Raw genomic sequence first — 13,977 nt, 5'->3', positions numbered from 1 at the left:
ACAGAAGAAGATAATGAATGCCAGTTCTTTATTTCAGATTAATTAATTGAATTAACGTGAGTTTCGTATAAGAGAACGTGGTTTTAGTTTGATCCGTTCGGGCTGAGGAAGCGCATAGCGCTGTCTCGAAACCTTAGGACAAATTTTCAAGTTCTGGCCAAAGGATGCGAGACAGCATGAATGCCTCCTCAGCCCGAACGGTTCGAGATGGAGACTGGATCTCAATAGATTCTTTATCAGATACCCACGTAATTTAATATCAAATTAAATTAAGCCATTGGTTGTCTCTGCCTACGAGTTGCACTTTATGGCTGAGGACTCTTCATCCATAAAGCACCACAAGGGCAGACTGCATGGTCAACTTATCCAAGAGCTAGTTTGAATAAAGTGGCCCCTCTTCCGAATCCATTGAAGAATCAAAATCCTTTTCGTCAAGTAATGGTTTTTTCATGGGGTCTGTAGATGTTTTCTTAAAGAAACCATGTGGCTTTTTCGTTTCAACCTTATTAAGCGAAGCATAAAATTTTGTGTATTCTTCTTGGTCGAACGCTAATGCCTTTTTTTCCTCTGGTTTAAATAATGAGTCAACCAAAGAGCGAGTACCCAGCGCAAATCCCAACGCAGCACCAATAGTGAGTATCCCAAACCCTAAAGGCATGCAGATTAAACTTATGAAAACAATCGCAGGGATGAGAATGTCAAGTACAATACCACGTACTAAATTCACTGATTGATAAATCATCATTTGTTTTTGATATTCTGTTTCTGCTTTGAGCTTCTTTATTTCCAAGAAAAGAAGTTTTCTTTGATCGTCAGTTAACTTATGTCCTTCTCTTTTCAAGAAATCCATTTTAAGATCAAGTTCCTCTTTAATTTCCTTTCTTGTTTGATGAGTGGTGTATAATTCGAGACCACCTTTTATCGCATTATTAATAATAGTTAAAGCAAGACAAACAACCGCACCAACAAGGGCTAATGTAGCAGCAACGGGTGCAGCAACAGGTAAGAATGGCATCGTTAAAAGGACAAAAGCCAGCATTAAACCCACGGCATAGGCAATATTGCTAATTAATGAGAGTTTGTTCATTTGCCATTCTCTCGCACACTTTGCTTGTTCTCTTTTTAAAGCATGCAGCTGCATCTGTAATTGTCGTTCTTCAGCAGCTCGCTCTTGTTTACCTTCTTGTTGTGTATTGCTTTTAAGCGCTTTAAGTCGCTTTTCTATTCTGGCAATATCTTCAGAATATTGCAGCATGGCTTTATTGTATTTCGTTTTTTGCTCCTCAAAATCCCAAAGAGTGATACTGATGTCAAAAATCAATAAAGCAACGGTGAGTGCATCACCCCAAGTTCCTAAAATACTCTTACCATTTAACCAAAAAAAGCAAACTAAATTTGCTGTTCCCCAAAGGGAATCATTCAATAAACTAAATTTTCTTTGATCCCATTGTGTTTGAAAACGCTCATACCAAGGCATTTTTGCCTCTTCTTCACTCATCCAAGGACCTTTAATAGTATGTTTTAGTAATAAAGAGAGATTTAATGCAAAACGCGCATAATATAAAGCCCAGCTCAGAGTACCTGTATAAGGATCAGGATATCTGATTGCCTGCGCAGCTTGACCCGCATTAGGATGATCTTTAGGAACTAAATCAATTACTGTTTTTAAAAAGGTTGATTCCCAAACCCAATTCAATCTTTTTTCATTTAGAGAACCCATGTATTCTTTAATTGTTTTGGTCGTACCTTTTTCGGTTTTAGTATCAGTCCAATCTACTATTTTTTGGCCAAGCTCGTAACCAACAGCCCACCCTAAGTATTTTAGCGGCTTATCCGGATTAAGCTCGGCTTGCTCTGGAGATTTTATAATGAAATTTTGATATTCAGGATCAAGTACGAGAAGAAACTCGACACATCGTTTAATGTGCTGGGTATATGCTTTTCGATTTTCAGTTTTTTGATAGTCTATCTCATGTTGTTGTTGAGCGAGTAAAAGCAACAATGTCATTTTTAGATCAAATCGCAATTGCTCTTTTTGCTCGTCACTCATATAGGCAAACATTACTTTATCCGTATTGCCTAATACCCCCAAATAAAAATTTAAAGAAGGGAGAAAATCATCACTACGATGTGCATTAAAAGAGCGACCAGTAATTGATCTCACTAAGTCTAATGTTTGACCTTTTGCTCTTTTATAAGATGATGTGCATTTTCTTTTTAATTGCTCATAGTCCTCTCTATTACTTTTGGTTTTTTCAAGTGTAATAACTTTTTGATTTTTTGTATCCGCGTAATAAAGTTTATCTTGGTATGCAATCACCATATTTTTATTGTAGAGTAAGGGGGTAACCTCAGTAAATTTGTTACTGGGATCAAAATCAACCTCAATGAGACCACACTCTGCTCTACTATATTCAAGAAGCTCTTTGCGAAGCTTAAGAAAATCTTTAAAGTGCAAATCAGCAACTTTCTTGTTTTTATTTAATTTATCGTTAAGAAAAGAGTGAAGAATTCCGCTGCTGGTTGCCATAATGTTACCTCTGTGTTTATGAGTCTTTGGCGACCCATTCATTTAATCACAGTAAAAATTAATGTGTTCTTTTTTATAACATAGCACTAATTTTAAAAACAAGGTGAACATTGATTGATTTACAGTATTGAAACTAAAATTTGCATAATCTAATAAAATAGTCTAAGTAGGCACTTTAGCGCTTAATACAGGGCACAAAGCGCTAAAGTATAAAAACCCAAATACTCTAAATTTCTGCTCAAGAATTACAAAAGATCGCGTGCGTAAATATCATCGAATCGCTTAATGTCATCCTCTCCTAAATAAGCACCACTTTGGACTTCTATTACATAAAGAGGTTCATTACTTGGATTACTTAAACGATGAAGGGTATTTTGCGCAATATAAGTAGATTGATTTACTGATAAATAAATAGTTTGTGCGTCATTAATGACTTCCGCTCTTCCTGAAACCACAACCCAATGCTCTGCTCGATGCTGGTGCATTTGCAGTGACAGTCGTGCGCCAGGTTTCACCATGAGTCGTTTTACTTTAAAAGATGCGCCCTCAGCTAAAACTTCATAATACCCCCAAGGTCGCGATACTCGTTGGTGATCTTGAATTAATTGATGATGATCTTTGCTTAATGAATTAACTAAATCTTTAACTTGTTGTGAATACTGCTTATCAGCGACCAAAACCGCATCTTGAGTGGCAACAATAATTTTGTCTTCTACTCCTACTGTTGTCACTAAAATATCGGTACTATGAATAAAACAATTTTTGCTTTTTTGAGCAACTACTTTCCCAGTCACTGTATTCCCATCTTCATCGGGCTTATTCGCATCTGCAACTGCAGACCAGCATCCTAAATCACTCCATTGCATTGCAACAGGAATAACGACTGCTTTATCTGTCTTTTCCATAATTGCATAATCAATTGACTCTGCTTCACATCGTGAAAACTCTTCCAAATCAAGACGTAAAAAATCATGATGATGCTGGGCATTTAAAACAGCTTGTCGACTAAAATAATGAATATCGGGTTGGTGTTCCACTAACTCATTTAGATATACACCCGCACGACACACAAAAATACCACTATTCCAAAAATAATTAGTGCTCGCAATAAACTCTTTTGCCGTATCTGTTGAAGGCTTCTCTCTAAAGCTTAAAACTTGATGTATTTTCTCAGCACATGATGCTCCTGCCTCTATGTAGCCATAACCGGTTTTAGGACTATCCGGTTGAATACCAAAAGTCACTAAAGCTTGTTGCTCCGCGGCAAATTGCGCGCCAATTATCATCGCTTCTTGCCATGCCAAATCGTCAGCAATCCAATGATCTGAAGGCAACACTAACATTATGGCATCAGAACCAGCAATTTGGGATAAATAATGAGCCGCACTTGCAATCGCCGGTGCCGTATTGCGTGCACACGGCTCCAAGAGATAAGTTATTGGATGAGCAAAAGAATTGAGTTGCTCCTGGCACAGAAAGTAATGCGCATCATTACTTACAATAATGGTATGCGAACTCACAAGACTTTGTGCTCTTTTCACAGTTTGTTGCAGAAGAGACAACTCCCCGTTGAGGGCAAGAAACTGTTTGGGATAATTTTTTCGCGACAAAGGCCATAAACGAGTCCCAGAACCTCCTGCAAGAATAATGGGATAAAGAGTAGTCGTCATAAAGTTCCATGTTATGGCATAATTGGGGCATTCTAACAGTATTTTTAACCTAAAAAAAGCGCTTATCTTTACTGCAAACATGACTAACAAATGCCATTTAAGTTAAAAAATAAGTCATTTACGGAGACTTTCAATGAAAAAATCAGTCATTTTACTCTCAGGTGGACTCGATTCGACAACCTGCCTCGCTTTAGCTGCATCAAAAGGTTTTACTTGTTATGCACTAAGCTTTTCCTATGGACAAAGACATTCAGCAGAATTATTTGCAGCACAACGTATCGCAAAGCATTATAAGGTAGCAGAACATCATATCGTCACCTTAGATACCGAATTATTTCGTAATTCTGCTTTGACTGACTCCAACTTGAATGTCCCTGCTTTTAAGGAAGACACAGAGATTCCAGTGACTTATGTTCCTGCACGCAATACTATTTTTCTAGCCATGGCCTTGGGTTTTGCAGAATCTATAGGCGCTAGAGATATTTTTATCGGGGCAAGCTCCGTGGATTATTCTCACTATCCCGATTGCCGCCCTGAATTTATTAGCACCTTTCAAACTCTAGCAAACTTAGCCACCAAGGCAGGAGTGACGGGCGATCCGTTCACCATTCACGCCCCGCTACAATATTTAAGCAAAGTGCAAACCATCCAACTTGGAATAAGCTTAGGCGTCGATTATAGCCTCACTGTTTCTTGCTATCAGGCTAATGATGCAGGCGAAGCATGTGGTCAATGTGATAGTTGTACCTTTAGACAACGTGGATTTATTGGCGCAGGAATTGATGACCCTACATTATACCGTCGTCAAGAATAGGATCCCTTTACCTGTATGAACCTAATGATGCAACACAGCCATTAACTTAACGTCAGTTATGGATAAAGATATAATTATAACGAGTCTCTGTCATGACCCGTTCGGGCTGAGGAAGCGTTGACGCCGTCTCGAAGCCTTGGCATCGGGTTCGAAAGTACCCGCCAAGGCTTCGAAGCGGCGCTGCTGCGCCTCCTCAGCCCCAACGGGTCGACGGAATAACCCGATCTCTTATCTATAACTGACGTTAACTTAAGAAATCTATCTTTATTCTTCCGTCCCGCAGCTTGTTTCGCGAGATCCAGAAATCTCTCACCACCATTGATCTCTCAGGGACAAGCCACGGGACGACAATTGAGGGCATAAGAAGGAAACGTTCCTTTTATTTAACGTCAACATCATTGAAGCAATTTACAAAATGTATGGAGACATCCTGCTGCACCCGATAAAAATAGACGTCAACAATCGGCGAAAAAATAGAATTTATTAAAAACGGTTCTTTTAGAATAAATAATAATAAATGTGGAAAACAATTAATCAATAAGTTACTCAAAGTCAAATTATTTTACACTTTTGTTACAACAAATTGAGCATTTTTGATTCACATGTAGCAAATTCATTGCTATCATCCGTCCTGATTTATAACCTTGGAGTAAAACATGAACGTTAAAAACTTTATGAAGACGGTTGCTTATTTACCTGCTGATGCATTTAGTGGGATAGTTAATTTAGCATTAGGTTCTTCTCAAAAAAATAAAGAAGGTGAAACCCAGACAAATCGAGGTCTTTTAGGTCTTCTTCTTGACGGCGTTAAATATATTGCTCAATCTACTGCTAATTTCATCGCGGCACATAAAAAAGCAATTTCTGTTGCTGCATGGCTTTCTTTAGCTGCAGCTGGTGGTGTTGGCCTTACATTATTCTTGTGGCCTGCTGCTTTAACTGCTGTTGCTACTTTTACAGTTTACGGTTTTTCTATTGCAGGCATCGTTGGCGCTAACACTGCACTACAAATTGGTTTTGCTGCTGGATTAGCTGGTGCTGCTGCTTCTGTTGGTACTTACTTAACTGCGGCTGTAGTAAACAGTGTTTCTGCAATTGCTAGTTACTTTAAGCGTCCTAGCAAAACAGAAAAATTAGTTGCTAGTAATGAAGAATCTTTAAGTGAAGAAAGTTCACATAGCCATAGCCATGATGACATTCCTGATACTAACCCAAGCCTCACTTTATTAAGTTCACAAGCTCCTACTAAAAATACAAATACTGCTACTAAAGAGAGCCATGTTGAACCACAATTTACAGATCTATTCTCAACTACAAAACCAGTTGTTGAGAAGAAAGAACAAGTAGAAGAGCTTCGTCTATCTTGTTAATCATGTAAATAATAGGTTATGAAAAACGCGACTTAAGTCGCGTTTTTTATTGCTGCTTTTTTTATTAAAGTCTGTTTACAATTCTACTTCTCTTGCTAAAGCATTTACTCCCCTTTTGCGTTATAATCAACCATCTGTCATACAAGTAGGTGCTTTATATTGATGAAACAACGCAAAATGCTGGTTACCAGCGCTTTACCTTATGCAAATGGACATTTACATCTGGGACATTTAGTGGAGCACATTCAAACTGATATTTGGGTTCGCACTCATAAAATGTCTGGAATCGAATGCATCAGTATTTGTGGGGATGATGCGCATGGCACCCCAATTATGTTGAAAGCAGAACAAATGGGAGTTAGTCCAGAAGCATTAACTGCCGAAATAAAACTTAGCCATGAACGTGATTTCAAAGCTTTTGCCATAGATTATGACTGTTATCACACCACCCATTCGCCAGAAAATCAGGCTTTAGCTGCGGCAATTTATGAAAAGCTTCAAGCAAATGGCTCAATCATTAAAAGAACCATACATCAAGCTTATGATCCAGTGAAAGAAATGTTTTTACCGGATCGTTACGTCAAAGGAACTTGCCCCAAGTGCGGTGCTAAAGATCAATATGGTGATAACTGTGAAGTCTGTGGTGCTACCTACTCGCCAACGGATCTCATTGATGCGGTCTCTGCAATTTCCGGGGCTAAACCTATCGAAAAAGATTCAGAACATTATTTCTTTGATTTACCACGTTATGAAAATCTTTTAAAAGAGTGGACTCGCGGTGGCCATTTGCAAACAGAGGTTGCCAATAAATTAGACGAATGGTTTGCAGCAGGATTAAAACAATGGGATATTTCTCGTGATGCACCTTATTTTGGCTTCCCTATTCCGGGAACGACTGATAAGTATTTTTACGTCTGGTTAGATGCTCCCATAGGCTATATGGCAAGCTTTAAAAAATATTGTGATGAGCATGGGATTTCATTCGCAGAATTTTGGGATAAAGACTCCTCTACCGAATTGTACCATTTTGTAGGTAAAGACATCGTTTACTTCCATGCTTTATTTTGGCCTGCCATGCTCGCTGCTAGTGGTCATCGCACGCCTACAGCAGTTTATACCCATGGCTTTTTAACGGTTGACGGACAAAAAATGTCTAAATCACGTGGGACTTTTCTTGAAGCACGTACTTATCTTGAATATTTACACCCTGAATATTTACGCTATTACTTTGCCGCCAAACTCAATGGTCGTGTCGATGATCTGGATTTAAATTTTGATGATTTCACCAGTAGAATTAATGCCGATCTCGTGGGTAAGGTAGTGAATATAGCAAGTCGATGTGCAGGATTTATCAATAAACGATTTGACAATACCTTAAGCAACCACTTAAGTGAACCTCAATTATATGGAGAACTCCTCGAAGCACGTAGTGAAATCATTGAATCATTTATTTCGCGTGATTATGCACGTGCTATTCGCCACATTATGGACTGTGCCGATAAAGTCAATCAATACATTGATACCAACAAACCGTGGGTATTGGCAAAAGAAGAAGAGCGTCTCTCTGAAGTACAAGATATTTGTACTATGGGAATTAATTTATTTCGCATTTTAATCACGTACTTAAAACCAGTATTGCCGCTCATGAGCCATGCGGCAGAAACCTTCTTAAATTGCAAACCCTTAACTTGGGAAGCAATCAATACTCCTTTATTGAACCATCAAATCAATGCATTCCAGCCGTTAATGGTCCGCGTTGAAAAAGAAAAAATTCAAGCCATGCTGGAGCAATCAAAACAGGTGCATCATGGCCTCCGTTAAAGAAATAGATGCACTTTTGCCACAAACTCAATGTGGCGAATGCGGTTATTCGGGTTGCTTGCCCTATGCTGAAGCGCTTGTTCAGGGCACCACCTCGATCAATAAATGCCCACCAGGTGGCGTTGCTACAGCAACAGCATTAGGTGCTTTGCTCAATATCGATCCTACACCGTATCTGAATGAAGTAAGAGCAAACACTCGCCCTGCATCCATTGCCGTCATTCGCGAAGCTGAGTGTATAGGTTGTACTAAATGCATCAAAGCATGCCCTGTAGATGCAATAATTGGTAGCGGTAAATTAATGCATGCCGTAATAACCCATGAATGCACGGGTTGTGGTTTGTGCGTTGCCCCTTGTCCTGTAGATTGTATTGAGATGGTGGAGTTACCCGCTACAGAATATGATAAAGATTTAGCGCGGATCCGTTTTCACGCCAAACAAACCCGTTTATTACGCGAAGACCATGAAAAGCAACAAGCTTATAGAGAAAAACGCCAATTAGCGATGCAAGCCACTGATAAAACACAAGAGATAAAGGCCAAACAAGATTATATCCAACTCGCTTTGGCACGTGTGAACGCGAAAAAAGCTCATGAATAAACAAAAACGCCGTGAAATTTTTCAACGCTTCCAAGCGCAAAATCCACACCCAATGACGGAGTTGGTTTATCATTCTTCTTTTGAATTATTAATCGCTGTTATTCTTTCAGCTCAAGCAACTGATGTGGGGGTAAATAAAGCAACAGCTAAATTATTCCCAGTAGCAAATACCCCTCAAGACATTCTTGATTTAGGAGTAGAGAAACTTAAAGAATATATAAAATCTATAGGATTATATAACAGCAAAGCCCAAAATATTATAAAAACATGTGAATTACTGATCAAAAATTACCATGGAAAAGTCCCTGAGCAACGTGAAGCATTAGAAACATTGCCTGGCGTAGGCCGCAAAACAGCTAATGTGGTGCTCAATACTGCTTTTGGACAACCTACAGTAGCGGTGGATACACATATTTTTCGAGTAGCGAATCGGACGGGGATTGCCAAGGGTAAGACTCCCTTGGAAGTAGAAAAAAACCTAATAAAAAATACAGCACCTGAATTTTTAAAAGACGCGCATCATTGGCTTGTATTACATGGACGTTATGTATGTACTGCACGAAAACCACATTGTAAATCGTGCATTATTCAAGATCTTTGCGAATATCCTGATAAAAATTTATCATAATTACTACACGAAGCAATTTTTCGTAACCTGAGTGCACTATTAGCGACAAGCATTTCGTCTTCACTGACAAATACAATAGGAAGTTATGGATAACAATAATGAATGCACATCATAAAAATACCTTTATAAATAAAATCCTCTTAAAATTCTATCGCTTTTTATCAAAAGAAGATCGTGTAGTAAAAAGAACTTATTTATATAATTTTGCGCAAATGACCCAAGAGATCAAACCTGGCGATGTTCTTCTAGTTGAAAGTCACACCCGCATGGGTAATATTATTCGACTCATTTCTGAAAGCACTTGGACTCATGCAGCTTTATATATTGGCCGCATTGGTGACATCACTGCTCCAGAGTTACATGATTCACTACAAAAACATATAAAAAATCTGCCTTCAGATCAGTTAATTATTGAAAGCATACTCGGAGAAGGAACGCGAATATCCTGTGTCGATGAATACAAAAATGAGCACATACGGATTTTAAGACCTTCTTTTTTGTTACCAGAAGATAGAGAAAAAGTTATTGCGTTAGCGATTCATAAAATTGGAAAAAATTACAGCTTACGGCATCTTTTTGATCTTGCACGTTTTATTTTTCCTTGGAGTATTTTTCCACGTAGATGGCGTTCTTCGTTATTCCAACATAACATGTTACAGCCTACAGAAGATATTTGTTCTTCAATGATCGCTGATGTATTTCAATCAGTGAATTATCCCATTCTACCTTTGATTACAAAAGATAAGACAGGTTATGCATTAATACATAGAAATCCTCGTCTTTATACACCAAGTGATTTTGATCTTTCCCCATTTTTTGATGTCATCAAATATCCAATTTTACCGTTCAGTAAAGCACAAACTTATAGAGATTTACCATGGAAAAAACAATTAATCAGTGACGATATTGCTGTTGTTCCTCTAGAAGATAAAAGCCAGGAACAAAATTAAGAATTTTTACGTCATAAAATCAATAAATAATAGTAGAATCATAGCACAATGTAGTGTTCCTGTACTTCATGAGAAAAAGGCTAGCATTTATTATTTTTTCCTCATACAATGAGATTTCCTAGTTGCAAGGAGAGCAAAAGTATGAACTGGTGGACGTCAGTAATGGATGGAGCTAAATCACTGAGTGATGGAGCAGCTTGGGCATTGAGTAAGGCCCCTATCACACAAGTAGTGAACTATGCCGCAGATACAGCGTTTTATGTAACCGAACAAGTCTTAGCGTTACGCGAGGCAATTCCTGCTCTGATTGCCCCATTTAAAACTCGCGTAGAAGAAATGACACCCCCAATGGAGTCGGTGCAAAAAGTTATTAAAGGCATGGGAAATATAGTATTCCATGATGTACTTCCAGTAGTAGCAGTCAACTATGTAAATAACGGTATTCAGAGTTATTTTCGTGAAGGTTATAGTGAAGAACAAGGTTCACTCTTGGCTCCATATGCTCTTTTTTTATCCACCCTGTCTTTAGTCAATTATGGAGTGCAACTCTATAACTATAGGCAAGCAACTAAATTAGTAGCCCATACTTTAGTTCTCGACACAATAGCCCCCTCTGCATTTAACGAACACAAAGCACTGGTTCCGTCAACGCCTACACTTTGTGTCGAAGAAGAGTGTAATTTTAAACGAAAATTTAAAGGTTCTCTACGAGGAACCATAGGGTTAGCTTTAAATGATCTGGTGCTATGGGGAATTAGCCAATTTCCGTATGGTGGTAAGCAAATCGCATGGATATTAGGTATTTATTTCTATGGTGAATATATTACGTATATGGCCACACCTGAGCGGTGTGAACGACATAAAGGCATGAAATCAGAATCGATACTTTCTTTAGGTTTGGCATACACTGGAACCTCAGCGCTTATGAATTACGCGCTTGCGTCCACTGTGGGTGTACCTCCTTATCTCTATAACAGAACATTACAACATTTACTGCTTTTATTGCATATTAATGTTGCTTCCCATATGTCTTTACCCTTAGTCAAACCACAAAAAGATGTAGCCATTCCAATTGATCCCTTATTTTTGTATGACCGGACGAAACGATTTATTATTGATGTGGTTTTTGCAGGTTTAATGAAAAGAGTACCTATCGATTTTAAACCGCCTGAAGGAGCAAAACCTTTTATTCCACTTTCAACCGTATTTAAGTTTTTCACGAAAATACTGGAAAGTGATTTAGAAAAAGTACAGGTCTCCCAACCTGGATTTTTTAAGCAAGCCACCAGGGTTGTTTTACCGAATATGTTTCACAATCCTAAAAATGCCGTTAATGATCCGGTGATCAAGCAGTTTTGGCCAGAGATACGCAGTGACTTACTTAATATTATAGATATTGTTGAATCTACCAAACCTATTCAAACCTTAACAACAGGGGCTAGACCAATTGCCTCTACCGTTAGATACACATTACCTAAAATACTTTGGTATCGCTTTGGTTTACCTATAAAATTGTCTGAATTTCTTTTATCTTTAAGTAAAAAAGAGGATTTTTGGAATTTTGTTACTGCACTTAAACGTTGGATTGAACGAAATGATGTCTCTCGTGATATCATTTTAACTAAAATAAATTCTAAAGCCGGATTACACGAAACAGATAAGATAATCGAACTTCCACCCGAGACACAAAAATCAACGACATTACCTCCATCCGTAGAGGAGTTAAAAACACCTCGCCCATCAATGATCGTTGATGCAAAACAGTTGATTTCTCACAAACCATCATCTGTAATAACTGCTAATAGTTTATTCTCTACCAAACAACGGAAAAATCTAACCAGCACGTCTAAAATTGAGGAGATGCAATTACAATACAACTAATCAATTTTAGAGAATTGCAATATATCTGGCCCTCTGAAACATTGGAAAGTTCATAGAAGAAGGAGGGCCCACGATGTTCCTCTTGCAACAAGCCACAAGAGGATCTTTCACAGGGTTTGGATGCATTGGAGCCTAGGTGCAAATATACAGCTCTGTGGGTATTTTTCGGAGCGATTTTCGTTTCAAATACATCAATTAGTTGGGAGAAAGAAACCGATTTCCCTCCCTTTTTCTTCATGCTGCAATTGACGAAGAGACAGCGCCCAGAAGCCTTATTCAAACTGCAGTTAATTACTTGCCATATTAAACACTATAGTGTTATATTTGCGCACGAACTAGCTCATTACACAGCAATTATCGTAGAAAAGCCAGGACTGTTTATGGAAATTCGACACAAATGAATCAATCGTTGCCTGCACAGAATTCTCCTGTTTTTTTGTTTTTGACTGTAAGCGCCATTACCTCTCTTATTTTATTAATTAATGTATCGTTTAAAATCGTTTTACTACAAGGGCTGATGTTTTCGGTGAACGGTTTAATCTGTCCACTAGTTGCAGGATTATATTTATTAGCCTTAAGAAACTTCACTATTAAAGAACAAAGACATTTTTTGAATATTTCTTTAATGACTGTATATGTATTTTGTATCGGGGTGTTTGTACTCGTGAACTTACCTGCTGCCGAATATATGCATAATAATCCAGTGTACCAAATCATTTTTGAAGATATTCCCAAAAAATTCTTTGCGACTACTACAGCTTTTGCACTAAGTTTTTACTTACCCCACCTACTGTTTTATCCAAAATCCAGTAAGACGCTTCCTACCTCAAAACAGTGCATGCTTTTGGCGGTATTAGGTGGTTTAAGCTTTTTCGGTTTGGACTTCTTTCTTCTATTTTCTGGGACATACCTGCCTAATTTCAAACAAATTTTTATTGATTCGTCCATGATTGCCGCCCTCATATTGCTAATGATTGGGGTTTTTTATTTGACTTTTTTACTCAAACATCAAAATACATCGTTCACCCCTGAGCGAGGCAGTGAAAAATTACCTTTATATGATTATCTTATTTGTTTTGCAATCATCGTAATGCTGATCTGCTTGGCTTGCGAATACAGAATAATTACACTCATTAGCAAGCACAATATCCTATCAGCAAGTTCTTTATTTTTTCCTATAACTTTAGTGATCAGTACGATTCTAGGTGAACTATGGGGCTATAAAGTAAACCTAAAATTATGTCTAGTACTTATTGCTACTCAATTTATCTTTGATGTCTTATTAATGATTATTGTAGCCTTACCCTCCCCTACCTTTCTTAATTTAAATCCCTTTTACAGCTACATCATGCTCAAAAGACTACCTACCGCATCTTTGACATTGTTTCTTGCCTTTATCAGTAATGCGATGTTACTGCATCATTTAAAACAACCTAAATGGGCTTTACAGCGCCCTCTTCGCATCCTAATTGCTAATATTTGTGCGAATTCTTTATTGTGTTTGATTGATTACAGCTTATTATTTGGTGGAATTTATCCCTATGATCAAATCATTAATTTAGTAGCTAATGTATGGAACTACAAATTACTAATGACGTTGATTTCTTTACCCTTCATTCTATGGCTATGCGCCCATATGGAAAAAAATAAAACTGTAACTGCCTTACAATATGATTAAACAAGGTGCCTGTTCCTTAAATAAAGCAACCTAG

General features: G+C 38.0%; 10 protein-coding genes. 8 read left to right on the top strand and 2 right to left on the bottom strand.

Translation table 11 applies throughout. From position 1 onward, the window contains the following. Positions 1-373: 373 nt before the first annotated feature. Together DYH34_RS00960 and DYH34_RS00955 are read right to left on the bottom strand one after the other, a co-directional pair. Positions 374-2,530, bottom strand: a complete 2,157-nt coding sequence (locus DYH34_RS00960) for a hypothetical protein (protein ID WP_058464067.1) — start codon at positions 2,528-2,530, stop codon at positions 374-376. Between the two features lie 245 nt (positions 2,531-2,775). Continuing rightward, on the bottom strand, positions 2,776-4,200 hold the full coding sequence (locus DYH34_RS00955; RefSeq protein WP_058464068.1) for a mannose-1-phosphate guanylyltransferase/mannose-6-phosphate isomerase: 1,425 nt from the start codon (positions 4,198-4,200) through the stop codon (positions 2,776-2,778). Between the two features lie 133 nt (positions 4,201-4,333). Between DYH34_RS00955 and queC the strand changes: the two genes are divergently transcribed. The 8 genes from queC (at position 4,334) to DYH34_RS00910 (ending at position 13,943) form a co-directional block, all read left to right on the top strand. Beyond that, positions 4,334-5,014 carry a 7-cyano-7-deazaguanine synthase QueC gene (gene queC / locus DYH34_RS00950; RefSeq protein ID WP_058464069.1) on the top strand — a complete coding sequence of 227 codons (681 nt, stop codon included), beginning with the start codon at positions 4,334-4,336 and terminating at the stop codon, positions 5,012-5,014. A 656-nt stretch (positions 5,015-5,670) separates the two neighbouring features. Further along, positions 5,671-6,384, top strand: a complete 714-nt coding sequence (locus tag DYH34_RS00945; RefSeq protein WP_058464070.1) for a hypothetical protein — start codon at positions 5,671-5,673, stop codon at positions 6,382-6,384. A gap of 177 nt (positions 6,385-6,561) precedes the next feature. Continuing rightward, complete coding sequence (gene metG / locus DYH34_RS00940) at positions 6,562-8,205, top strand: methionine--tRNA ligase (protein ID WP_238589461.1); 1,644 nt, start codon at positions 6,562-6,564, stop codon at positions 8,203-8,205. After that, positions 8,192-8,806: an RnfABCDGE type electron transport complex subunit B gene (locus tag DYH34_RS00935; protein WP_058464072.1), complete on the top strand. Its 615-nt coding sequence runs from the start codon at positions 8,192-8,194 to the stop codon at positions 8,804-8,806. The genes metG and DYH34_RS00935 overlap by 14 nt, the downstream gene beginning before the upstream one ends. Further along, positions 8,799-9,434 (top strand): endonuclease III, encoded by a 636-nt coding sequence (gene nth, locus DYH34_RS00930; RefSeq protein WP_058464073.1) that lies wholly within the window; start codon positions 8,799-8,801, stop codon positions 9,432-9,434. The genes DYH34_RS00935 and nth overlap by 8 nt, the downstream gene beginning before the upstream one ends. 98 nt (positions 9,435-9,532) lie before the next feature. Beyond that, a complete protein-coding gene (locus DYH34_RS00925; protein WP_058464074.1) occupies positions 9,533-10,384 on the top strand; it encodes a YiiX/YebB-like N1pC/P60 family cysteine hydrolase in 852 nt (283 codons plus the stop codon). Positions 10,385-10,525: 141 nt separating this feature from the next. Further along, entirely contained in the window at positions 10,526-12,265 is a 1,740-nt protein-coding gene (locus DYH34_RS00920; RefSeq protein ID WP_058464075.1) for a hypothetical protein, read from the top strand. Positions 12,266-12,662: 397 nt separating this feature from the next. After that, complete coding sequence (locus DYH34_RS00910) at positions 12,663-13,943, top strand: VUT family protein (RefSeq protein ID WP_058464077.1); 1,281 nt, start codon at positions 12,663-12,665, stop codon at positions 13,941-13,943. Positions 13,944-13,977 lie beyond the last annotated feature (34 nt).

The organism is Legionella cincinnatiensis (genome assembly GCF_900452415.1).
GTDB lineage: Bacteria > Pseudomonadota > Gammaproteobacteria > Legionellales > Legionellaceae > Legionella > Legionella cincinnatiensis.
This window is presented reverse-complemented; position numbering and strand designations above follow the sequence as displayed.